26 protein-coding genes and 2 pseudogenes are annotated in these 23,172 nt (G+C 37.3%); 15 read left to right on the top strand and 13 right to left on the bottom strand.

Annotation, left to right across the window (positions count from 1 at the left end; all coding sequences use genetic code 11):
- Positions 1–31 precede the first annotated feature (31 nt).
- The 3 genes from J7E77_RS01410 (at position 32) to J7E77_RS01400 (ending at position 4,738) form a co-directional block, all read left to right on the top strand.
- Complete coding sequence (locus J7E77_RS01410) at positions 32–562, top strand: DoxX family membrane protein (protein ID WP_214711885.1); 531 nt, start codon at positions 32–34, stop codon at positions 560–562.
- A gap of 75 nt (positions 563–637) precedes the next feature.
- Entirely contained in the window at positions 638–2,740 is a 2,103-nt protein-coding gene (locus tag J7E77_RS01405; RefSeq protein ID WP_214711884.1) for a hypothetical protein, read from the top strand.
- Positions 2,741–2,800: 60 nt separating this feature from the next.
- Entirely contained in the window at positions 2,801–4,738 is a 1,938-nt protein-coding gene (locus J7E77_RS01400; RefSeq protein WP_214711901.1) for a beta-propeller fold lactonase family protein, read from the top strand.
- A gap of 107 nt (positions 4,739–4,845) precedes the next feature.
- Here J7E77_RS01400 and J7E77_RS01395 read toward each other — a convergent pair whose 3' ends face one another.
- A complete protein-coding gene (locus J7E77_RS01395; protein ID WP_214711883.1) occupies positions 4,846–5,112 on the bottom strand; it encodes a hypothetical protein in 267 nt (88 codons plus the stop codon).
- Positions 5,113–5,371: 259 nt separating this feature from the next.
- Positions 5,372–5,761, bottom strand: coding sequence for a YmaF family protein (locus J7E77_RS01390; RefSeq protein ID WP_214711882.1), 390 nt, complete (start codon positions 5,759–5,761; stop codon positions 5,372–5,374).
- A 1,002-nt stretch (positions 5,762–6,763) separates the two neighbouring features.
- On the opposite strand from J7E77_RS01390, the pseudogene J7E77_RS01385 reads away from it, so the two are divergent.
- Both J7E77_RS01385 and J7E77_RS01380 read left to right on the top strand, forming a co-directional pair.
- Positions 6,764–8,171 (top strand): annotated as a pseudogene (locus J7E77_RS01385) (GH1 family beta-glucosidase).
- 88 nt (positions 8,172–8,259) lie between these two features.
- Complete coding sequence (locus J7E77_RS01380; protein ID WP_214711881.1) at positions 8,260–8,967, top strand: GntR family transcriptional regulator; 708 nt, start codon at positions 8,260–8,262, stop codon at positions 8,965–8,967.
- 170 nt (positions 8,968–9,137) lie between these two features.
- On the opposite strand, the gene J7E77_RS01375 is transcribed toward J7E77_RS01380, so the two are convergent.
- The 3 genes from J7E77_RS01375 to J7E77_RS01365 form a co-directional block, all read right to left on the bottom strand.
- Positions 9,138–9,254, bottom strand: coding sequence for a YjcZ family sporulation protein (locus J7E77_RS01375; RefSeq protein WP_168241186.1), 117 nt, complete (start codon positions 9,252–9,254; stop codon positions 9,138–9,140).
- A gap of 418 nt (positions 9,255–9,672) precedes the next feature.
- Positions 9,673–9,768, bottom strand: a complete 96-nt coding sequence (locus J7E77_RS01370; RefSeq protein WP_214711879.1) for a YjcZ family sporulation protein — start codon at positions 9,766–9,768, stop codon at positions 9,673–9,675.
- 69 nt (positions 9,769–9,837) lie between these two features.
- Positions 9,838–9,942: a YjcZ family sporulation protein gene (locus J7E77_RS01365; RefSeq protein WP_214711878.1), complete on the bottom strand. Its 105-nt coding sequence runs from the start codon at positions 9,940–9,942 to the stop codon at positions 9,838–9,840.
- A 412-nt stretch (positions 9,943–10,354) separates the two neighbouring features.
- On the opposite strand from J7E77_RS01365, the gene J7E77_RS01360 reads away from it, so the two are divergent.
- Positions 10,355–10,741 (top strand): YppG family protein, encoded by a 387-nt coding sequence (locus J7E77_RS01360; RefSeq protein WP_214711877.1) that lies wholly within the window; start codon positions 10,355–10,357, stop codon positions 10,739–10,741.
- 524 nt (positions 10,742–11,265) lie between these two features.
- Here J7E77_RS01360 and J7E77_RS01355 read toward each other — a convergent pair.
- From J7E77_RS01355 to J7E77_RS01345, 3 genes are read right to left on the bottom strand one after another with little or no spacing between them, the layout of a single operon-like run.
- A complete protein-coding gene (locus J7E77_RS01355) occupies positions 11,266–11,799 on the bottom strand; it encodes a permease (RefSeq protein WP_214711876.1) in 534 nt (177 codons plus the stop codon).
- Positions 11,796–12,278: a hypothetical protein gene (locus J7E77_RS01350; RefSeq protein ID WP_214711875.1), complete on the bottom strand. Its 483-nt coding sequence runs from the start codon at positions 12,276–12,278 to the stop codon at positions 11,796–11,798. The genes J7E77_RS01355 and J7E77_RS01350 overlap by 4 nt, the downstream gene beginning before the upstream one ends.
- The gene (locus tag J7E77_RS01345) at positions 12,271–12,612 is read right to left on the bottom strand and encodes a PadR family transcriptional regulator (RefSeq protein WP_214711874.1); all 342 of its coding nucleotides are present in this window, start codon (positions 12,610–12,612) and stop codon (positions 12,271–12,273) included. Before J7E77_RS01345 ends, J7E77_RS01350 begins: the two co-directional genes overlap by 8 nt.
- A 131-nt stretch (positions 12,613–12,743) precedes the next feature.
- On the opposite strand from J7E77_RS01345, the pseudogene J7E77_RS31045 reads away from it, so the two are divergent.
- Positions 12,744–12,854 (top strand): annotated as a pseudogene (locus J7E77_RS31045) (TetR-like C-terminal domain-containing protein); the annotation flags it as partial.
- Between the two features lie 780 nt (positions 12,855–13,634).
- Complete coding sequence (locus J7E77_RS01335) at positions 13,635–13,997, top strand: transporter permease (protein WP_214711872.1); 363 nt, start codon at positions 13,635–13,637, stop codon at positions 13,995–13,997.
- A 364-nt stretch (positions 13,998–14,361) separates the two neighbouring features.
- On the opposite strand, the gene J7E77_RS01330 is transcribed toward J7E77_RS01335, so the two are convergent.
- Both J7E77_RS01330 and J7E77_RS01325 read right to left on the bottom strand, forming a co-directional pair.
- Positions 14,362–14,814, bottom strand: coding sequence for a C40 family peptidase (locus tag J7E77_RS01330; protein WP_214711870.1), 453 nt, complete (start codon positions 14,812–14,814; stop codon positions 14,362–14,364).
- 118 nt (positions 14,815–14,932) lie between these two features.
- The gene (locus tag J7E77_RS01325) at positions 14,933–15,445 is read right to left on the bottom strand and encodes a GNAT family N-acetyltransferase (protein WP_214711868.1); all 513 of its coding nucleotides are present in this window, start codon (positions 15,443–15,445) and stop codon (positions 14,933–14,935) included.
- 384 nt (positions 15,446–15,829) lie between these two features.
- Here J7E77_RS01325 and J7E77_RS01320 point away from each other — a divergent pair, with 384 nt between their 5' ends.
- The 4 genes from J7E77_RS01320 to J7E77_RS31040 all read left to right on the top strand — a co-directional run bounded on the left by J7E77_RS01320 (position 15,830) and on the right by J7E77_RS31040 (position 17,820).
- Positions 15,830–16,261 (top strand): DUF4275 family protein, encoded by a 432-nt coding sequence (locus tag J7E77_RS01320; protein WP_214711867.1) that lies wholly within the window; start codon positions 15,830–15,832, stop codon positions 16,259–16,261.
- Positions 16,262–16,367: 106 nt separating this feature from the next.
- Positions 16,368–16,829 (top strand): GNAT family N-acetyltransferase, encoded by a 462-nt coding sequence (locus tag J7E77_RS01315; protein ID WP_214711866.1) that lies wholly within the window; start codon positions 16,368–16,370, stop codon positions 16,827–16,829.
- 27 nt (positions 16,830–16,856) lie between these two features.
- Positions 16,857–17,378, top strand: a complete 522-nt coding sequence (locus tag J7E77_RS01310) for a GNAT family N-acetyltransferase (RefSeq protein ID WP_214711865.1) — start codon at positions 16,857–16,859, stop codon at positions 17,376–17,378.
- A gap of 313 nt (positions 17,379–17,691) precedes the next feature.
- On the top strand, positions 17,692–17,820 hold the full coding sequence (locus J7E77_RS31040; protein WP_285290454.1) for a hypothetical protein: 129 nt from the start codon (positions 17,692–17,694) through the stop codon (positions 17,818–17,820).
- Between the two features lie 407 nt (positions 17,821–18,227).
- On the opposite strand, the gene J7E77_RS01305 is transcribed toward J7E77_RS31040, so the two are convergent.
- Entirely contained in the window at positions 18,228–18,578 is a 351-nt protein-coding gene (locus J7E77_RS01305) for a DUF805 domain-containing protein (protein ID WP_214711864.1), read from the bottom strand.
- 122 nt (positions 18,579–18,700) lie between these two features.
- A complete protein-coding gene (locus J7E77_RS01300) occupies positions 18,701–19,966 on the bottom strand; it encodes a C40 family peptidase (RefSeq protein WP_214711863.1) in 1,266 nt (421 codons plus the stop codon).
- A gap of 318 nt (positions 19,967–20,284) precedes the next feature.
- Between J7E77_RS01300 and J7E77_RS01295 the strand changes: the two genes are divergently transcribed.
- Positions 20,285–20,440, top strand: a complete 156-nt coding sequence (locus J7E77_RS01295) for a YwzD family small protein (protein ID WP_214711862.1) — start codon at positions 20,285–20,287, stop codon at positions 20,438–20,440.
- A 208-nt stretch (positions 20,441–20,648) separates the two neighbouring features.
- On the opposite strand, the gene J7E77_RS01290 is transcribed toward J7E77_RS01295, so the two are convergent.
- Entirely contained in the window at positions 20,649–21,446 is a 798-nt protein-coding gene (locus J7E77_RS01290) for an SGNH/GDSL hydrolase family protein (protein ID WP_214711859.1), read from the bottom strand.
- A 283-nt stretch (positions 21,447–21,729) separates the two neighbouring features.
- Between J7E77_RS01290 and J7E77_RS01285 the strand changes: the two genes are divergently transcribed.
- Entirely contained in the window at positions 21,730–22,479 is a 750-nt protein-coding gene (locus J7E77_RS01285) for a YveK family protein (RefSeq protein WP_214711858.1), read from the top strand.
- The gene (locus tag J7E77_RS01280) at positions 22,469–23,170 is read left to right on the top strand and encodes a CpsD/CapB family tyrosine-protein kinase (RefSeq protein ID WP_214711857.1); all 702 of its coding nucleotides are present in this window, start codon (positions 22,469–22,471) and stop codon (positions 23,168–23,170) included. Before J7E77_RS01285 ends, J7E77_RS01280 begins: the two co-directional genes overlap by 11 nt.
- The last annotated feature ends 2 nt before the right edge of the window (positions 23,171–23,172 follow it).

The following is a 23,172-nucleotide window of genomic DNA, read 5'->3' as shown; positions in this document are numbered from 1 at the left end:
ATTCTTAATAGATTCGTAGGAGGTGATAATAATGAGTACATTAATTAATAAAGTGGTCTTGCAATTATTGGTAACTGTAATGCGTATTCTTTTTGGTGTAGGATGGCTTTTAGCAGGTGTAACGAAGATTAGTGAAAAACACTGGTTTAGTGAACCTGGTGTTTTTATTGAACATTATTTATTAACAGCAGTAGAAAAACCGAATGTTCCAGAATTTTATAAGCATTTCATTGAACATGTAGCATTAGATCATGTTATTTTCTTCAATTATACAATTCCTATTGTTCAAATTATTTTGGGAATATGTTTGATCGTTGGATTCATGATTATTCCTTCTGTTTTCATTTGTCTATTTATGCATGTGAATTTTATTCTTTCAGGAAATATGAATTTAATAAGTCTGACCCTTTATACAAGCGCATTTGCACTTTTATTTTTTATACAAAGTAGTTATGTTTTCAGTTTAGACCGATATTTTGGAATAGATCAAAAGCTTTCTTTTAAGAACAAAAAGTTAGAAGAGCCTGTTATACCAAAAAGGCTTATTAAGAATATTTCTTAATTAATATGTTAATCAATTTATTTTTAATTTTTATTATGATGATAGATAAAATTATGATGTTGAAAGGATATTATTATGCAAAACAAGCCATGGAAAGTGATGTCATCTATTGCACTTGCATCCACTTTAGTACTAACTGCTGGATGTACGAGTGATAAGAAAGTTGCTAAAGAAGAAAAAACATCAGAACAAGAACAACAAGTAAGTAAGGAAGTGACAAACGCTTCTGTAACAGTACCTGTGACAGATTATACGTTTGATACAGCAGGTAACATGTTTGCATATGCAGAATTTGAACTTTCAGGAGAACCCTTAGTAGAGGGACTAGGGCTTGATTTGGATGTTCTTGATCCCCAAAAATTAGATTCGCCCACAAAGTTTGATTATACAGCAGGAATTGAATCGTATGAATATTCAGAGGAAGCTATGTATGAAGTGGTAGAAAAATCAGGGTTAGGGCTACATTTAATTAATGGTCCAGTTGTCAAGGAATTAGCTAAAAAGCAGGGGAAAGAATCACATGAATTATTAGGAGAGCGTTTCTATAAATTAGCTGATGCAGTTGGCTATCCTCGTGAAGAGATTCATAGGAATATGTTTCCTACCTTTATTGAATATGCAAAAGGTGATCCTCATTATATTCAAGAAGTAGAGACTTCTAGCTATGCTTCAGGAGATGAAAATACATACGTTCCTCAATATCAAGTTAACTTTAAGTCACTTCGATGGGATCGTAATAAAATGGATAAAGTATTAAATCCAGCAGCATATGGGGGGGCATTCTTAAAACAAGCTCTTTGGGCCGGAGATTTTATGGGTGGGTTTCATACTGTAGACGGTGATGAAGAATTGGAAGGTGAAACACCGACTGATGATCACGATGAAAACGTTGCCCTTGGTGTCAGCTCAGCAGATGGTATGCAGGGAGCCATCCTAGTAGAGGAAATTTGGAACAAATTAAATTACGTTCGTAATCACTTATTTTACAAGGCAAATGATAAGAGATTACTTCCAGCAAGTGTTGGAAGTCAGTATGATCCATCAAAAGGCTATGTTTATTTACCTCATACAATCCAAGTAAAAGAAGACGGAAATACAGACGTTCCTAATGCCGAGTCACTAGAAGTAACAGATGCGCGCAGCATTTTAACAGATCAATGGTTAATGCTTTGGCCGTCATCTGAATTCTTCGGCACCACAGATCAGCGTCCAGAAAATAAAAATGTCGCACCATCATTCCGAGCACTTTTTGACAGTGATCCTTATCCTGCTGCACCTAAAGTAAATCTTGATAACAATGCAGGAAACGATGTGACTGTAAACGATCCATACTCTGTTAACCGTGACGTACTGCTTCATGTGTTTAAAAACATTGATGCCATGCACTTTAATGAAAAAGAAGGTGCATTTGTAGTTGAACATAATGGTAAAGAGCAAGGAAATTATGTAGATACGTTTAATGCAGGCTATACAATTGAATCACTTCGTATTTTCCAGCGTGCAATTGATGGTCTTCCAGTTGGATATGCAAATGCAGAAGACGCTGAAGGATTAAATACAGTTGAAGGTAAACGTGCAATTGAACTAATTAAAAAACAAGCAGATTTTATCATTGATAAACTGATGACAGATTCAGGCCTAGTTGCAAAAGGCTATACATTCGGTAAAGGTGCAGATGAGGAAACAACATTAAATGCACAACTTGGTGCCGTTCGTGGCTTAACAGCAGCATATCTTGCAACAAAAGATGAAAAATATCGTAATGCTGCTCGTACCGGTTATCAAGCAATGGATGAAACGCTTTGGGATAATGAGGCAAAAGCCTATGAAACTGTGAAAGGCGAAATGAAATATGATGCCTTTACTGCAGGTGGAGTATCTGCTGTCTTACGTGTTGCGATTAATAACTTAAGCAATATGGAAGGTGATGAAAAACAGCCAGAAGCATTGGAAGTGGAAACCATTATTTCACGATATGTTGATTTTTATGAAACTGTGATAGATGGTCCAGATCTTAAACAAGGAATGCAGGCAAGTGAATTCTGGGATACAGGTGATTTTTACATTGATGGTGATGAGTCTGGAAACACAGATGGAGATCAAGTTCCACAAACTCAAGCGGGTCATGGTAAATACGGCATTGCACCTGTTCTTGTACCTGTTGAAGTAAAAAAATAAAGATAAAGAGGGTAGATAATCGTGAAGAAAATTGCCCTTTTCTGGTTAACGCTCCTATTGATGGGGGCGTTAGTTGGTTGTAAGGAAAGAATAAACGCAGTTATAAAAGAGAAAGAGCCAGGTGTTGTCCGGGACTATGCTGTTAACAGCAACAATATTGTTATGAATAAGGCTGGTAATACCATTTATATAGCCAATATTGATGTAAATACAGTTACCATTGTTGACAGTCAAACAAAAAAGGTGACAGCTGAAATACCTGTCGGAAAATCCCCTGTACAGCTAACCCTTTCACCAGATGAAAGTTTATTGTATGTTTCCTGTAGGTATGACAATAAAATTGACATCCTATCAATTGAAAAAGAAAAAGTGGTCGATTCTCTTGATATCGGAATTGAACCATATGGTGTTGTAACAAGTCAGGACGGTAAAAAGCTGTATGTTGCAAACTACCGATCTAGTACATTATCAGTAATCGATCTAACTAATAAAAAAGTTGAGTCTAAAATTAAAGTTGGCGATCGACCTAGAACATTAGCGATTACGGCAGAAGGGCAAAAGTTATATGTTCCGCATTATTTAGATGCGAAAATTAGTGTGATTAATACCGAAACTGAAAAAGTAAGTAAAGTAATTTCCCTTGCCGATTCACCAGATAATAACGATCGCAAAAAAAGCCAAGGGATTCCAAATACCTTAGAACAATTTGTGATAGATCCCGATGGAAAAAAAGCTTGGATTCCTCACTTGTTAACAAATGTTGATGTACCTATTCACTTTCAAGAAACGATTTTTCCAGCCATCTCTGTCATTGATTTAACGACTGATGAAGAGTTGATTGATGAACGGAAAGAATTGTTCGAAGAAATTAATGTCACAGATAAAAAGAATGACACAATCATTTCCTCAAATCCTTATGATGTCGTCTTTCATCCAAACGGCAACAAAGCATATGTTGTCATGTCTGGAAGCGAAGATCTCGTTGTGTTTGATTTAAATCGTGGTGGCAATGCAACGCAGATTCTAAGAAGAATTGAAGGAAATAATCCAAGAGGTGCCGTGATTTCACCAGATGGCGAAACCGTTTATGCTCACAACGCTATGAGTCATGATCTTGCCGAGATTTCTACTGGAGGAGCCAGTCCCTACGCTCGGGCAAAAATGAAAGGCGGAAATCTTGAGTTGATATCAAAAGATCCTCTGTCCCCACTAGTAAGAGAAGGGAAAACGATTTTTTATAGTGCCAATAGCGAGGAGTTTGCGACAGGAATTACAGGGAATAATTGGATGAGTTGTATTTCTTGTCATGCTGATGGTGAAACAAATGGACTTACTTTAAAGACTCCAAAAGGACCAAGAGATGTTCCAAGCAATGTTTTAACGACAAAAACCGGATTATTTATGTGGGATGGCAGTCGTGATGATTTTACGGATTATTTATTGACTGTGCAGGGTGAAATGGGTGGCATGAAAGAATTTGATCCGGGAAAACCACTCCCTGAAGATGTCGAGCATATGTATGATGCGATGTTTGCCTATCTCGATGATCCAGATTCATTCCCAGTCCCAAAAAGTCCTTACCGTACTAAGGATGGAAGCCTGACCTCTACAGCAGAGGATGGAAGAAAATTGTTTGAAGGGAAAGCAGGCTGTATTGCATGTCATGCAGGGACCCAATTTACTGATAGCGTAAAGGCTATTGGTGAAAACGGTCATTTGGCAACCAGAAATACTAATTATTTGCATAATATCGGTACTACTAATCCGTTAGATAAACCATCTAAAGGTGATGCTAGAGCAGGTTTTACAAACCCAAGAGATCCTCTTCATTTTGATGTTCCAACATTAAGAGGGGTATGGGCAACTGCACCTTATTTTCATGATGGCAGTGCTAATACGATTGAAGAGGTTATTAAGCGAATTCGATATGAAGGAAAGCCTACGTTTACAGACGGTGAAATATTAAAAATAGCCGAATATGTCCGTTCTATAGAATAGAGGGTAATCAAAAAATAAACAAGGAGCTACCTTTAATTTCGCAATAGTAATTTTACAAGAAAGCACCGTGAAAACGGTGCTTCATTACCCCTTTGAAAGGTTAGGAATTATATCTGCCCTGGATAAAATGCCTCGTTGATTTCCCAAGACTCAACTATCTTACGGGCTACGGTAGGTTCATATCCCATACCCATAAGGTACGTAATAGCCGCAACCTCTCGTAAGGCATGAGGAAAAGAAGTGTGCTGGGCTTCTTGTAATCCATATTGAACAAGAGGTTCAACATTTCTTAATACTGTGTGTTTATAATGATGTGGGCTATAATGATGTTGTTGATTAAAGTGATAAGGATTGTATTGGTAAGGATTATACAAAATACAGTCATCTCCCTAAATAAATAATTTGTAAAGTCATCATTAGTCTATGTGTGTTTTAACATGGGTGAAACGGATAGTGAAAAATTAATAGAGAAATGAGTTAGAGTGGTGCCTTTATTAAGCTTAAGGATGCCTCAGTTAAAGAAGATAAAAAAAGCCGATTCCTTTGAACTGCACCCGAATTGTTAGACACACTCTAACAATTCGGGTGCAGTTCACCATTAGGAAATCGGCTTTTTAATGGGGTGAAACTTCCCTAGGCGCTAGGGCTAGTTGTACCACTATATTTATGTGAATGAGGATGGACTCCGTTAACTGTCGTTACACCGTGAAAATTATGATAATGTCCAACTCCACCAGGTAAGGGAATAGCAGGACCCGTTGTGCCTCGGATTTCGTGTTTATGGCCATCATCCAACGAAGTCACGGTAAAGTAATTATGAGTATGTTGTACACCAGTAGGGGCAGGTTCCGTTGTCCCTGTATATCTATGGTCATGCCCTCCCATAAAAGAGGTCACTCCTGAAAAATGATGTCTATGAATAGGTGTGCCGTTCCAAGACGTCAGATATAATTGGTGAGAATGCTCAGTATCCATATCTGAATCACTTGAATGAATGATAAACCCAGTAACCGGAATTTCCATATCTTTTCCCCCTTTTCTAAATCGCTCTTACAATTTATGAAAAAACTAAATCATTCATGTCCTTTTTCGAAATAAACATAAGGAGAAAGAACCCAGAGTAGGCTTCCTTTCCATTTAAATGGACTTGACTAGGGTTTTTATTAAAAAGGGTAACTTAATGGTTTAGGTTTTGAGAAAAGGGAAAGACAATAACCTGATCCAGGCTGAAGGCCTGGATTTTTAGTTTTTTAGTGTTTTTTTAGGAGGTTTGGGGCAGGAAAAAGACAAGTAGCTGATAAAATGCCGAAAGTGGCCGATAAAATCGAAAAGCGGCAGATAAAATGAAAAAGTGGCCGATAAAGTGATCGAAGTGGCCGATAAATCCTGAAAGTGGCCGATAAATTGTTCTTCGGGTAAATCCGATGGCAGGGTTTTATTAAAAAAGGTAACTAAATGGTTTTAGGTCTTGAATTTAGGCTGGTCCAATGGAATAAGGAGGAGTAAAAGTTACCAGAGCCAGTCTATCGACTGGCTTTTTGGGTAGTTTGAGGTGGAAATAAGGGAGTGGACAGTAAATAGGGGAAAGTGGACAGTAAGTTGATCGAAGTGGAAGTAAAATGCCGAAAGTGGACAGTAAACTATGAAAAGTGGACAGTAAACCATGGAATCTAGTATCTTAACCTTAAATTTCCATCCCAGCATGATTAAAAAAGGTAACTAAAAAGCCTGCCACGGTCCGAGATCCAGTCCAAAAAATAAAAGGTTCTCCATAAGCGGCAAACACAATGACCTTAGCCAGGAAAACCCCTTGGCTTTTTAGCTTTCTTGTTAGTAGTTGAACAAAGGGGGAAGGTTATAATAAATCGCACTCGGATTTAATGATCCATTTCAGTAGATACTATCTAGGAAGTTTTTCTAGTCAAAAATAAAAAAACGGTATATAATCATATTAATATTTGTACCTATAAATAATATATATAGTAATAAATAAAATAAGTCGGCATAAAAATGGAGGGCGAAAAAATGAAGTTTCCGCATGATTTTTTATTCGGCGCTGCTTCTGCTTCTTATCAAATAGAAGGAGCGTGGAATGAAGATGGTAAAGGGGTAACCAATTGGGATGTCTTTTCAAAGATTCCGGGGAAAACGTGAGGGCACCAATGGAGACGTAGCCATCGACCATTATCATCGCTACAAAGAAGATATTCAATTAATGGCAGAGATGGGATTGGAGTCGTACCGATTTTCGATTTCATGGGCACGTATTTTGCCAACTGGTGATGGTGAAGTTAATGAAAAAGGCTTGGAATTTTATAATAATGTGATCGATGAATGTTTAAAGTATGGGATTGTGCCATTTGTTACGCTCTATCATTGGGATTTGCCACTGACGCTGGAAGAAGACGGCGGATGGACGAATAAGCGAACAGCGGAAGCCTTCGTCAAGTATGCGAAAATTTGTTTTCGGTCCTTCGGTGACCGCGTTAAACATTGGATTACCTTTAATGAAACGGTTATGTTTACCGGCTTAGGCTATTTAAAAGGGGCGCATCCGCCTGGGATCCAAAACGATGAGAATAAATACTTTCAAGCGACACATTACGTGTTTTATGCCCATGCAAAAGCCGTCGAAGTCTATAAGGGGCTGAATCATTACGGCGAAATTGGAATTACCCATGTATTCTTACCAGCTTACAGCGTAGATGACCAACACGGGAATGTCCTAGCGGCCCGGCATGCCAATGAATATGAAACGTTTTGGTATTATGACCCCATTTTAAAAGGCGAATATCCATCTTACGTGGTCGAGCAATTAGAGGAAAAAGGCTGGACGCCAACTTGGACAGATCAAGAACTAGATACCTTAAAAAGAAATGCCGGAAAAAATGATTTTATCGGACTGAATTATTACCAGCCGATTCGCGTCGAAAAAAATCACGAAGCTGTTTCAACCATGGAACATTCACGAGAAACATCGACGCTGACTCCAGGCAACCCGTCGTTTGATGGCTTTTATCGGACCGTGAAAATGGAGGATAAAACCTATACGAAATGGGGCTGGGAGATCTCACCGCAAGGATTTTTAGACGGGCTCCATATGTTAAAAGAGCGTTATGGTGATATCAAAATGTATGTAACCGAAAACGGACTCGGTGATGAGGATCCGATCATTGAGGGTGTAATCGTCGATGTTTCTCGGATTAAATATATTGAAGCGCATTTAAAAGTGATTAAGCGTGCCATCCAAGAAGGCATAAATTTAAAAGGGTATTATGCATGGTCTGTCATTGATCTACTAAGCTGGTTAAACGGCTATAAAAAGCAATACGGCTTCATTTACGTCGATCACCAGGACCACTTAAACCGAAAGAAAAAGCTGTCGTTTCATTGGTATAAGCAGATCATTGAGACGAGAGGAGAAGAGCTCTAAGTAAAAAAGAAAGCCTCTTGATATTAATCAGGAGGCTTGATGTATAATAAAGTCATTAAATAATGGAACGAAACAATAGGGAGATTATATGGCTGTAAAATATAAAGAAATAGCGGATCAACTAGAACGGGACATTCGGGATGGGAAATTCGATCAAACCAAAAAGCTGCCGACAGAAGATGAACTGCTAAAACAATTTGAAGTGAGTCGAAATACGATTCGAAAAGCCATTAATCAGCTCGTCAATCGCGGCCACATCTATCAGGTCCAGGGCAGCGGCATGTTCTTACGGGAAAAATCCGAAACCGATACGATCAATTTAGGCAGTCTTCGAGGCTTAACAAAAGATTTGACTTCAAAAACAATTGAGACGAAAATTCTCGATTTACACGTGCAAGAAGCCGATAAAGAGAAAGCAAAACAATTGCGTTGTGAAGTTGGCACCAAGCTTTATTATATTAAGCGGCTCCGCATCGTAGATCAAGAACCCTTCTCGATTGAAATCAGTTATTTTAAAAAAGACATTGTCCCCTACTTAAACGAAGAGATCGCCTCAAATTCAATTTATAGTTACCTGATCGACGACTTAAAATTAACGATTGGTTTTGCGGACAAAGTCATCAACTGCGAGAAAATCGATGCAGAAAGTGCGGGACTGCTCCAGGTTCATCCACTCGATCCAGCCCTAATTATCGAAAATACCGTCTGTTTAACGAACGGAACCATCTTTGAATTATCTCAATCCATCTTTCATTACCAAAAAGCAAAAATCTTAAATCGCATCAATTTTAAATAAAAAAACGGTTAAGACGCCTGCTCTTAACCGTTTTTTTAATACTGTGCACATATGCTTTTCGAAGAATAAACATATGAAAGAAAGAGCCCATACTAGGGTCTTCCTTCCGATCGATCATTTGAAAATGACGATTGTATTCTCAAATGAACATGTTCAGATTATCTCTAAAACTAAAATGTGGAAAGAACGATAATTAATAGAATGAACAATACAACGATTAAAACAAAGCTGTTGCCGCTATAACCACCGCCGTAGCCGTAACCGCCACCGTAACCGCAAAATCCCATATCTTTTCACCACCTATTTAGTTTGTGGATGTTAATTACATCCCCACCATTATTATATTTTTTACAAGAGAACGTGATTGGACATGCTCCGTTTTTTTGAAGAAATCCGCGATCGTACCGTCATTTTTCTTAACTGATAAAAACAAGAAGAAGCGTATGCATTATCACATACGCTACTTCCAGAGGTGATTCTATGTCTGTGCTTGGCGGCGAAGAGATTCCTGTCTCTCCCTAATAAGCTATGCAAAAAGAATAAGAAGGACTGGACAAGCGTTGAGAAAGGTTAGAAAAATTTTTTGCCTCCTTTCTCAAGCGGGCTGCTCAGAATACGAGGTATTCTGATTATTTATGCTTGGAAAAAGGACAGATTATTTCAACCTGTCCTTCCTTCAAAAAAGTGACCTGTCACTTGATTAAATTAGTAGCCTCCCATGAAGGAAGCTCCGATGATGATAAGCAAGATGAAAAGTACAACGATTAACGCAGTTGAACTATTTCTATGTCCATCACTCATGTTTCTCACCCCATTTTGAAAATGACGATTTAATGCTCAAATGAAACAAGCTCAGATTGTTCCACTAAACTAGAATGTTGAAAGAACGATAATTAATAGAATGAACAATACAACGATTAAAACAAAGCTGTTGCCGCTATAACCGCCGCCGGAACCTCCATAACCATAGCCCATATCTTCTTCACCACCCATTCGTTATTGAGGAAGTCATTTCCATCCTCTCCATTAATATATTTTTTCCACCGAAACATGATTGGACAACTTCCCGTTTGTTATAAAAATCCGCAATCGTACCGTAAATTGGATCAACCGGTAAAAAACAAAAAGAAGCGAATGCTGGTGTCATACGCTCCTTTTCGGAGGTAATAATATGTCTGTTCTTTACGGCGGATGAGAGATTCCTGTCTCTCCCTAATAAACTTTGCAAAAAGAATAAAGCGGACTGGACAAGCGCTGAGAAAGGGTTGAATTTTTTAAAAAATAATCAAAATGCCTGCTTTTTTATTTTTTGTACAAGTATCCACACTTTGATACGAAACCAATCATAGCTTATCTAAGAGAGGATAAAAGCGAGGTGGAGAAGTAATTGGATGGGGATCATCATCATCAAGAACAAAAGCCGGCAAGAGAAATAGACCCTTTTTCAAGATTCATGTTTGGAAACCGTAAACGTAGAGAAACACACAAAGAAAGCGAAAACCATGCAAAAGAAAATCCGGAACAAAACAAACGATCGTCTTCAGATGATTGGTTTTTTGGACGTAGAAAAAAGGAACCTGCAACAGCTCATAAAAACAGGCAGCAACAGACGCAAAGCACCCAGAGTAAAATAGAAAACTTTATGAACAATGTTGATATTGACTTACTTATGCAAACCTATGACACCTTCGTTACGACAACCAAACAATATAAACCATTACTTAAAGGGATCATACCCTTTTTCAGTAAAATAGGAAAAAAATTTAAAAAGTAGCTTTTTAGTGCCATGGCTAAAAACATAGAAAATACCTACATTTGAAGTGTAGGTATTTTCTATTGAACCCCCTCTTTAATATGCAGTTATTTATTAATGGGATTATAGCTCTAATCCTTTCTAAACAAATTGCACAAGTTCCCGTTTGTTCAAAAAAATCCGTAATCGCACCGAAATTTTTTTCATTTGATTCGATAGGGAGTCCCATATTCGGGTGAATATATTTCCAAATATTGTCTAATTGTACAAAACACCTAGATTTTCGTACAAAACCCATAGATTTTTGTACAAAACCCGTTAGAAATTGCACAAAACCATGTTGAAATTGCACGAAACCCTGTTGAAATGGCACAAAGCCTTGTTGAAGTTGCACGAAATCCCTTGAAATGGAATCACCCCCCCTTTTTTAGTAAGGCTCTTTTCGTAAACTTTGTTGCTTTTGGGGCTTAATAAGGGCCATAAACTAAGTTTCTAGGCAATTTTCGGAAATGTTCTTACGAAAAGATGCCACGAAGTTTATCGATCTAAATCCAAACGTCTTTAGTTATATCAAACTTTAACAATTGTCGATGCTTATAAAATTTCTCAAAAATAATACCCATTAAATAGAAAAATAACAAACCAAAACAAATGTGAATGAGTGTAAATTTAACTCCAAATGAAGCAAATTCATATACAATAACCGGTAATTTTGCAGTTGTCCAAACTCCTAAAAAAAATACAATATAGCGTATGCTTGCTCCTTTTTCTAATAAAAGTGCCGCAATTGGAAAAGCTACGTAGAGGGGACCAGCTGCAATAACTCCTAATAATAGGGAGAACAAAATGCCATAGATGCCGGATTTCCTCCCCATATATCTAATTAGTGTTTCTTTCTCCACCCATTTGTCAAGCAAACCTACGAAGATTAAGACAGGAGGGAGTAGAAACAGCATATCTAAAATGCTTTTTCCTGTTAATTGAAACGCGTTCCATCCCACCGATTGGTTAATAAAAGTAAGGATAATGAGCCCAAATAATAAAATGAAAAAGAAACGATATCTTTTTAATTCATTCATCCCATCACCACCCAAATAATATATGAAAATATTAGAGACATTAACAGTGCAGACGCATTGCGAGAATAGGCAAAACTTCGCCCAAATATCTTTTGTTCCATAGGTAAAGTTGTGATTCCTACTGACATTAATGTAGACATTAATACAGCTACTTGAGGGAGTCCTGCACCATTTTGGACTAATGTATGTCCAAGAGGAAATACAACAAAGCTTGGAACTAGTGCAATAGATCCAATTAATGCTGAGTAAACAATACCTGTCAATCCAGATTTATCTCCAATGATTGAAGAAATTAAGGATGGAGTTAATATAGATAGTGATAGTCCAACGAAAAGCATAATTGATAGCATGTCAGGTATAATATTACGAAAGCTTTTCCATGACTTTAATAGAGCATCTCTTGTTTTATTTCGATCTTTTATAAAAGAAATACTGAGAAGAATAATAGCCATAGCGTAAAGGATAGCACCATTAATCATGATTAGACTCCTTCCATTCTTTGTATTTATTTAAGAAAAATGATAAGTTCTTCATTTTTTCTTCGATATCTATTTGAAAATCTTCTAATTTTCTTTTTCCAACTGTAGTAATTTTGTACATTTTTATCAGCTTATCTTGATCAGATGTGTCCAAATAAGACTCAACAGCACCTTCTTTCTCTAATGTTTTTAATGTGCGATAAAGAATGGCACTATCAATTGGATTGATGGGAAGCTCTTCTTCACATTTCTGCAGAAGTTTCCCTCCATAGCTATCTCCCTCTGTTAAAAACAGCAGAAGAAATGCACCTGTATGTCTCCCTATATGTTTCATGAAATATATAACCCCCTATTTTGAATGTAAAATTTTTTCGGCAACACTTTACTGTTAATAACAGTATACTGTCATCAACAGTAATATGTCACTGACAGTATGTCCTTTTTTAAAAAAATTTTGTACAATTTTTCAGTTCAGCTTTCGTAGGGTTAGTTGGATGGTGGCTTAAGAATGGAATGACAGTTCCATCTCGTGTGATGGCAGAACAAGCGGGGATATTGTTTAAGAGGAATCTATAGTTATCTCCTTTGAAATAAACTCCCTTATAATTTAGAATGACAGAAACAAATTGATAGTTTAAGAAATTCGTCTTTCACTGATTTAATAAGAAATTAGAATGTGAGAATTCAAAAACAAAAAGAACGATCTTCGGAAACAGTGGGAAGAAGCATTCATGAAGCACCTTAGCAAATCCCAAAAACGAAAGATTTATTTTCATCAGCAACTTGAAAGCACCATTTCATTTCAACGATCTAGCTGGGCTTTTTATATTTAACGATGTACATTTTCCTGACGCTACCACATCATAGAGAGCAAGAATGTGAAATATTGTACTCTTTTATGTCATATTTGACCCAAAGGGCGTCATAAAAGGCTAAATTAATAGCCCCTTCTCACCCTACTGTCAAGATTAACAACTTCACCTTTAGATTGGGTTTTTGACGATTGCTTCAGGCCTTTTAAAGATAAAGTAATAATAATACCGCTAAAGATACTGGATAGGATTGCACTTCCTATCCCCATAAAAATAAGCCAAAGCAACTTATTATCAATTGATTTACGATACAAATCTTTCACCTCAAATGTATGCAATTAGAGGTATTATTTGTAAATTTGTTAGAAGTATGCAGATTCTATCTAGACAATAGTTACTTATTTCTAATTAACCTAATATGAATTGGTAGTATAAGACCGAAAGCAATAAGAAACACAATTATTGAAATTAACCAATTCCATCCTTTAAATTTCATATACCCAACATAGACCATCCCAAATTCTATACTGGAATGGTAGATGCCATGGCAAACTCTATAGTCAAAGTGATTCCTGATTTCCTTGCTCCTCAACTTCCATTTCTTGTTGGTTTAACGAGCATGCCATTCACTTTCTTTATGGCAAACGATCCTTACTATTTTGGTATTGTTCCTATTCTAGCTGAAACTGCTTCACAAATAGGAATCGATAAACTAGAAATTGCACAAGCATCACTTCTTGGACAGCCTCTTCATTTGTTAAGCCCGCTTGTTGGCTCTGTTTATGTATTAATCGGGCTTGTTGGTATAAATTTTCGTGATCATATTAAATTTTCTACTAAATACGCAGTCGGCAGCGCCCTTGTAATGATTGTTGTTGCTATTCTCTCAGGTGCACTGTCCCTTTAGTAGGATTTGCTTTCTGAAAATTCAATATCATCTTTGTACCTAAATAATCTGATTATATAAATAGGTAACCAATTAAAAATTAATGTTTTCAATATGTTTATTATATGTATCAGTATTTTAAGGTCATTAAGGTATATATGTCTTAAATGATGTACCTTGTGCTAGATTTCTCGAAAACTACTGTTTATCGGATACATATAAACAATGATAAAGGGTGCATCACGTCAACGCTTTTTTTCTGATACTGTATATAAGGGGCAGTTTAGTTTAAAAAAGAAAAAGCCTGTATCGATGATAACTTAGTTATTATCGATACAGGCTTTTAAATTTAATACTTATATATATTTAACTTCCTAGATGGTCGTTAAACGCGTTTTGTTCCAACATATCTTGGATGCCAATAGGGGTTGTTTGTGCTTGTAATCATGACTCCTTTTGAAGAAGAAGACATAATCATTTTACCATTCCCGATATACATCGCAACATGTGTCGGCTGACTTGCCTTGGTTGGAGCAAAGAACATTAAATCACCTGGTTGTATATAATTATAGATACGATATCCGTTTCCATAGAACATTTGAGCGGCTGTTCGGTTTAGCGTTCTTCCAGATTTCGCATAGGAATATTTAATAAGACCTGAACAATCAAAGCCACTTGTTGACATTCCGCCCCAACGATAAGGTACTCCTAAATTAGACTTTGCAACCGCAACTGCTTTTGAATTATAATATGCTGCTTCCGCTTTATCACCCATGTTAGCAAACAAAGAGCCGCAAGAAACGATAATGACAAATGCTACGATGAATTTCTTTAGCATGATTGTTACCTCCTAGTGTGATTTGTTAGTCTTAATATACTAGGAAGGTGTAACAGAGACATCACAGCCAAATTACAATTTCATTACAAAATTATATTGATATAATTTTAAATCGAATTTAAAGATCAACCCCAAACAACTTAAGCTCCTCCGGATCATGAGCGAGCACAATCATTCGTTCAAATTTCATTCCGACCTTTTCAAGCAGCCTCGATGAGCCATCATTATCCTTTGATGTAATAGCCACTATCCGCTTCAGACCGAGTTGTTCCCTTCCATGGACAAGCGTGGCCGAAGCGGCCTCAAAGCCATAACCCTTCGCTTGAAACCTTGTTAAAAAAGCAAAACCAAGATCGACATCCTCTAAAGAATCTCGTTTAATCAATCCGCAAATCCCAACCGGAGTCCTTCCCGCATCCTTAAGCTCCGTCATATAAAGACCAAAGCCCAGCTGGGAGTACATCTCCATCGGTCCCGTTACAATGTAGTTCCTAGCATCTTCTAACGTCCGCACCCCTCGATCACCGATGAACCGTATCCAAGAAGGATCATTCAAAAGCTCGAGAATAAACGCGGCATCCTCGGGTGTTAACCAGCGAAGGATCAACCGTTCTGTTTCAATCACTTTCAACTAAAATACACCTCATTTTATGGTTATTTTTGAAAAATCGCTAACTAAGTCAAACTATATCATGTATCCTGAAAAGGAAGATGCTATTTCAGCTACCATATCCTAACACCATCTTATTTCTGTAAAAAGAGGTGAATCCCTTGCTCTGGCTTCTAGTTTCTTTCATTGGATTAATCATAGTCATACTAACCACTCGATATTACTACAAAGAAAGTAAAGACATCAAAAGTAAAAGAAAGCGTTGTTTCATTTTTGTTTTGTTAATTATTCTTTCCGTAGCTAGTAAGTCTACAATATTTTATTTAGGATTATTACTTATCCTTTTTGGTATAGTGAAGGCAACTGGTTTACTTTAAAAAAATTAAAAAACAAGGATGAATACTGATGGAGCAGATTAATTTGTTAAAGTCTAAGGGAATTCTTGTGACCGAATTGAAGAACCAAAGAGAAGAGCTTCGGAAACAGTGGGAAGCCGCCTTTGCAAAGCACCTTAGTAAATCTCAAAAAAGCAAAATTTATTTCCATCAGCACTTCTGGCATGTATTTAGCTTTCATAAACTTTCCTTTTTAGAAAGTCAAAAAGCAAGGGATTCATTTAATAAGAAAAAGAAAGATGAATGTTATATTTTTTTCCAAGACAATGAACATGCTTTATTGCTTGAAAACGCTAGAAATTTAAAGGCGGAAGACATCATAAATGAAATGGACGGTTATATAGATGATGTCTATGTAGTGGATAAAGATTTTACATGGACCTATATCCTGACGCATGAATACTTTTGTGGACCCTATTTTTATCAGCCAGGGGAGGAATAGTCGTTTTATCTTATTCAGCAACGAGGATAATAGGAAATTATTCTAAATCTTGAGTTGAAGAAGCAATGATAAAATGAGAGAAAATCCAATTTATAGAGGTAGTAATATGGATATCCGGAAACTAAAAATAAAAGAAGAACCTCCAATAGAATTGTTGTTATTAGCTGATCCTTCTCCAACACTTGTTGAGGAATATCTGCATAGGGGAGAATGCTATGTAGCTGAGAGTGATAATCATATTATTGGGGTGTATGTGCTCCTGCCGACGAGACCTGAAACTGTGGAATTGGTGAATATAGCAGTTGCGGAAAACCAGCAAGGGAGGGGCATTGGAAAACAATTAATAATGAGTGCGATTCAAACAGCCAAGCAAAAAGGATACAAAACCATAGAGGTCGGTACTGGAAATTCCAGCATAGGGCAATTGGCTCTTTATCAAAAATGTGGTTTTAGAATAACGGATGTCGATATCGACTTTTTTATTAAGCACTACCCGGAAGAGATTTTTGAAAATGGGATACATTGTAGAGATATGGTTCGATTATCTCAAGATTTACGAGAGCTTTAATGTAATTGTATTAGAGAGGAGAGCACAATGACCACTAATTTTATAAAATTAACTGAACCTACCTCAAACATCGTAGAGGTGTTTAATCGTTGGGAAAACGACCCTGCATTAATTCCGTTGACTCGCCCGAACCAAAACCAATCAGAAATGGAACGTCGTGAAGAAATGTCCCTGGAGGACTTAACAAAACGCTTGGAAGACCATCACATCTATCTTATCTATCTCAATGACCAGTTAATCGGTGAAATGAACTATGTGGTCGATCCGAACTATCTCTACAAAAAAGAGCCTGGGACCGCCTGGATCGGGATCACTATTGGTGAATCCGAAGGACGAGGCAAAGGGATTGGTTATGATGCCATTCAATATTTGGAGAAACAGATTAAGAAGCAAGGGCTGAAGAGGATTGAATTAGGCGTGTTTGAATTTAACAAACAAGCACAAAAACTCTATCAGAAGTTAGGCTACAAAGAGATCGGCCGGATCGAAAAATTTACATATTGCCATGGTAAAATGTGGACGGATATTCGAATGGAGAAGTATCTATGATACTGAAGTAGTTGTAGGTAGATTTCCAACAAATCAATTCACATGAAAAAATAGCATATGAATTTGCTTTTATATTAATTACAAAAATTAACACATAAAAACGCTTATAATTTCCAAGCGTTTTTTGTCAGCTATTTATTCTTTGAAAATCCTATTATTTATGGAATAAATCTCATGATAAAAAAGCACGATAAAATTAGCTGCTAAAAATTACGTTTTAGGAAGCAAACGATTCCTACTTACGTTACTTCAAATGGTGGCTTATTTGAAACATCAGGGAAAATCTACGCATGATGACAGAGGAGGAAATACGATGACAAACCGAAATAACAATCGAAATCAGCCCCATACTGGAAGTAATAAGGCAGATACAGAATTTGGAGGCGAGCTGACACAAAGTAAAAAAGCTAGGAAACAAGCCGCAAGAGATAGTAAAAAATAGTTAAGTGTAATGGATAACCATCGTCTAAGGAATGGTTATCCATTTTATTCCGTCTTGATACTTTTACTTCCTGCGTTATCGACATCCCCCAGCTAATGGAGAATAGGCATGAAGACCGATCCCAATCGAAACCTCAGCGAGAATCATCGACAGAGAGTCCACATCGGTCAGGGCGGACAGTACGGACCGTACGGACAGGAAATTTTAAAAAAATGATCTCAATCTTCATTCCCTATACCTCACGCACGGCTGCGACCGATCCCTTGGCTTCGAGATGAATTCCAGACACTGAAAAACTAGACTCTGCCTAAGACTTGGATACTGTATCAAATCAGGGCTAATTAAGGGAATCTCCCGATTTCCTCCAAAACAAAAACCGCCTTTTAACAAAAAAGGCGGTTAAAAAACTAGAACGTTGCTTTCGGGTTTGGTCCAAATTGGTTGTCATCAGCTTGACTATCCGAACAGGTAAAGATAAGCAGGACAATCGCACCAACCAAAGGAATAAGGCTAATTAAAATCCATGCGCCGCTTTTGCCGACATCATGCAGCCTGCGAATTGTAACAGCTAGTGATGGTAACAGGACGGCTAAAGAATAGAGCCCATAAAATAATGGGTATGTACCTAAGACCCCATCAATAGCGGCTAAAATAAGCATGGCGATCATATTGAAGAGAACAAACATCCAATATTCCTTCCGTCTTGCTCTACCTGAAAAGCCTACATAATTCTTTAAGACTTTTAAATACCATTCCATTAAACGTGTGCCCCCTAAAAAATAATGATAAAAACTAGAATAATTGACTATTGTTTTATTAATATGCGATTAACATAAAAAAATTCCAACAATAATTTTTAGACTAGTCTTACCACTATTTTTTAGTAGAAACGCTTAAAACTCGCAAAGTGGGCTTGGTAATACGGGCTATTCAAATTAGAAATCATCACACCTGAATCATTGGCATGGATGAATTGGTTGTTGCCGAGGTAGATTCCTAGATGGGAAATCCCTTTTTTATATGTATTTTCGAAAAAAACAATGTCGCCCGCTTTTGGCGTATTGACATAATAGGTGCGGTCATAGAAGCCTGCAGCTGAAGTACGGCCAATTTCCATCCCTGCTTGTTTGGCAGCATAATAAACGAACCCGCTGCAGTCAAAGCCAGACGGGGAACTGCCTCCCCAGACATAAGGAACACCAATTAGTTTCTTGGCACTCGCGATCATCTTTGGCGCGAAATCAGAGTCAACGGTTGGTTCCGGCTTCGTCCCAGTTGCAGGAACCTTAATCTTTTGGCCGATATAAATTCGATCAGAGCTTAGTTTATTGAGCGTCTTTAATTCCTTGACCGAAAGCTGATAGTTCCCAGCGATTTTACCAAGTGTATCCCCGCTTTTAACGATATAATCCGTCACTTCCGTTTGTACAACAGGTGGTGGAGTAGCCGGTGTTTTCGGCGGTGTGGTTGTCACTGGCGGCTTCGGTGTTGCAGGTTTCACAGGAGTAGCAGGTGCCTTCTGTGCCGGAACCTTCAGCTTTTGGCCAACATAAATCATGTCGGATTTTAGTTTGTTAAGTGACTTCAGATTGCTTACCGTTGTTTTATGATTCCCAGCAATCTTGCCAAGATAGTCGCCACTTTTAACCGTATAGACGCTCGTCGCTGCTGTAGTTGTTTGTGGCTTGGTTGCAACTGTAGTTGTCGTCGCTACTGTTGTCGTCCGCTTTGGAGTTGGTTTTGCTGCGGTCGCTGTCTGTTTAGGAGCCGCCACTGTAAGCTTTTGACCGACACGAATAATCGTGGTATCAAGCTTGTTCCACAGCTTCAGTTCACCAACGGTCACATGAAAACGGTTGGCAATCTTAATCAAGGCATCACCTTTTACAACGGTGTAAGTGGCTGGCTGTGAAGCTTGAGTCAGTTTGCTAGCTACTGTAATCTTGAGCATTTGATTGACGGAGAGAAAATCCGACTTCAATCCGTTTGCTGATTTTATATCTTTGACACTCGTATGGTATTTTTGAGCGATTTTCGATAAGCTATCGCCTTTTTGGACCTTGTATGTATCGGCCAGGGCAGTTCCTGCAAAAACGGTCGAAAGCAGGGCAGCTGTCGATAAGGCGCGAACAATGGTTTTCTTCATCTAGCAAATCACCTCTTTTTCTACACATTTTTAATAATTTTACCATAGTTTGCTAGTAGTTAGATAAAAAAGTTACAAATCTTGACTGAATTACTAGAAAAGAGGTGAAAAAATAGAATAATTTGCTAAATTAACGGCAGAAAACACCCAACCCAAAACCTGCTTAATAGGACAATTTCCTCTCTAAATCGTTGAAATAATGACAATATTAGATAGTTTTCATAAAATTTCAACAAATATCAACTGGAAATGCATTTACAAGAAGCTATTGTTCTAGTAGAATTGGGAATTAGATTAAACTAAAGGAGGAAAAGAAAGGTGGATCGTACAGCAGAAACTAGAATCTCCAATGTTTCAAATTTCTCAGAGATCGTGAGAAGGGCATACGAAACGGGCAAAAACGAGAATGGCATCACCCTAGAAAAACTAATCGCAGACTTAACAGCAGACCTGAAAAACTTGATGGCTGTCTAATCATATATATAAACAAAGGGCTGTCGAAGTAAAACTGGACAGCCTTTTTTAAGTTAAAGAAAGGATAAAAAATCCTAGTTTCTTCTATTATATAGGTATTAATATTGGTAACGTTTGCAACTGATGAACTGAATTTCACTTTTATTGGGTTGCCCTGTTTTTAATTAACTTTAACCTTGCAGTCACCTAAATTAAAAAGAGCGAATCATTATTCTGATTCGCTTTTACTATTAGTTAGAAATTCCAGTATGTACTCGCTCCACACATGGTTGCCTTTTTCACTTGGGGCGCTCATGTCGGGTTGAAGATAATCTTTCATCGCGACAGTATTTTGATCAGGCCATGCTGTCCAGTGGTCGAGATAGGTAAGTTGCTTTTCCTGTGCATATTTTTTTAGCTCAGCTACCTGACGTGGGTAGATTTTAGCTTGATAAAGCGGGAAGGATGGCTGCAGGATAAAAGCTGTTTCAGGTTTGTTCTTCTTGATGTCATCAATGATTTTAGAGGTATTTTCTAAGGTATCTTTGATTAGGACTTCCCCATTATTCATGAGAATAAACGGTTCAAATATAATTAAATCAGCGTTCGCTGCCGCAATTTCCGTTTGTTTCTTCTGATAAAGCAATTGAGTGGATGATAAGTTAAAGGTTTTTAGCTCTACTTTGATATGCTGCTCGCCAAATGTTTTGATTAGCTTCTCTTTAATAAGCGGAAAAGAACCATCGGTCTCAGAACCAATCGCAGGAGAACCAGCAAAAAGAATCGTAAATGGCTTTTCCTCTTTTAAGGATTGCTTAAATTGATCAACAGCACTGGTAGGCCAATTACTTGTGAGTTTGAGTAATTCCTGTTCTTCAGGGTTCTGAGCATCTATCTTGGATGTGGACGACTGATGAAATGGTTTGCTTTTTGCCGTTGCTTGCCGTTCTTGGTTCCAATGGGATTGACCTAAATAGAGCGTAATAAGGAACCCGACAGCTAATAATGCCGTTAAAAATTTCTGCATAACGATATATACCCCCAAATATAGATTGCACTACAATTATAGCAGAAGGGAATCGAAAATTTGGTCAATTTCGATTTAAATCTACAATTATTTACAAAGAAGCGCTCAAATTAGTTTAGCTAGTTAAAAAATGAAATTTATGTAAATTAGCAATTACCACTTCAAATTTCTGTAAAAATGGTGTTTAATAAGTTAAGTGGTTATTAGATGACAAAAAAACACAAAACACGACAAATTATGGTATAATATACAATGTTTTGTATCGAAATTTTAGGAGGACGAAATGGAAGAGACTATTAGTTTAAAAGAGCTGCTCGAGACATTGAAAAAACGATTGCTATTAATCGTGTCAATAACATTAATTGCTGGCATTGTTAGTGGAGTCGTAAGTTACTTTTTATTAACCCCGATTTATCAAGCTTCTACACAGATACTTGTTAATCAAGCGAAAAATGAACAAGGATTATACAACTACAATGAAGTTCAAACCAATCTTCAATTAATTAATACCTATAATGTAATTATTAAAAGCCCAGCTATCTTAGATAAAGTGGTAGATGAACTTGATTTAAATATGACAACTGCCCAACTGAATGAAAAAATTACTGTTGGCAGTGAAAAAGATTCTCAGGTTGTCAACGTAGCTGTTCAGGATCCGAGTGCTAAAGTAGCGGCACAAATTGCCAACAAAACAGCTGAAGTATTCAAAAGCGAAATTTCAAAAATCATGAATGTTGACAATGTGAGCGTGTTGGCGAAAGCAGATATTACTGAAAACTCTGCTCCAATTAAACCAAGACCATTATTAAATGTCGCAATTGCAATGGTTGTTGGTTTAATGGCAGGTGTCGGACTTTCATTCTTACTTGAGTACTTTAATAACACGATTAAAAATGAACAAGATGTTGAAAAAATCTTAGGTCTTCCAATCTTGGGTGTAATTGCAACGATTGATGACCGAAAGATGGAAGAATCAGTAACTCGTCGCGCAGGAAGAAAATCAACGGTAAGAGGTGAGACACTTGGCTCTTAAAAAGAAGAAATTAGTCAGTAAAGATGCAAGACGTAAGCTTATCACAGCAGTCGATCCGAAGTCACCGATTTCTGAGCAATATCGAACAATTCGAACAAATATCCAGTACTCCTCGATAGATCAAGAAATAAGAACAATCCTTGTTACTTCTTCAGGACCTGGGGAAGGAAAATCTACAACTGCTGCGAATCTTGCGGTTACGTTTGCACAGCTGGGTAAAAAGGTGTTGCTAGTCGATGCAGACCTTCGTAAACCGACCGTTCATCACACATTTGGATTGAATAACTTATTTGGCTTTACGACCGTATTAACAAAGCAAAGGACACTTGAAAAAACAGTTCTTGAAACAGAGGAACAGGATTTATATATCCTGACCAGTGGACCGATTCCACCGAATCCTGCTGAGTTGTTAAGTTCAAAATCGATGGAACAATTTATTGAAGATGCAAAGGCGGAATTCGAGTATATTATCTTTGATACCCCGCCATTATTAGCGGTATCTGATCCGCAAATCCTTGCCAATCAGTGTGATGGTTCAATTCTCGTTGTATTTAGTGAAAAAACAGAAATTGAAAAAGCAAAAAAGAGTAAGGAATTGCTTGAAAATGCTCAAAGTAAACTACTAGGTGTCGTCCTAAATAATAAAGACGTAAAAAATAATGATTATTACTATTATTATGGTTCTAAGTGACA

Source organism: Bacillus sp. ISL-77 (assembly GCF_018613105.1).
This window is presented reverse-complemented; position numbering and strand designations above follow the sequence as displayed.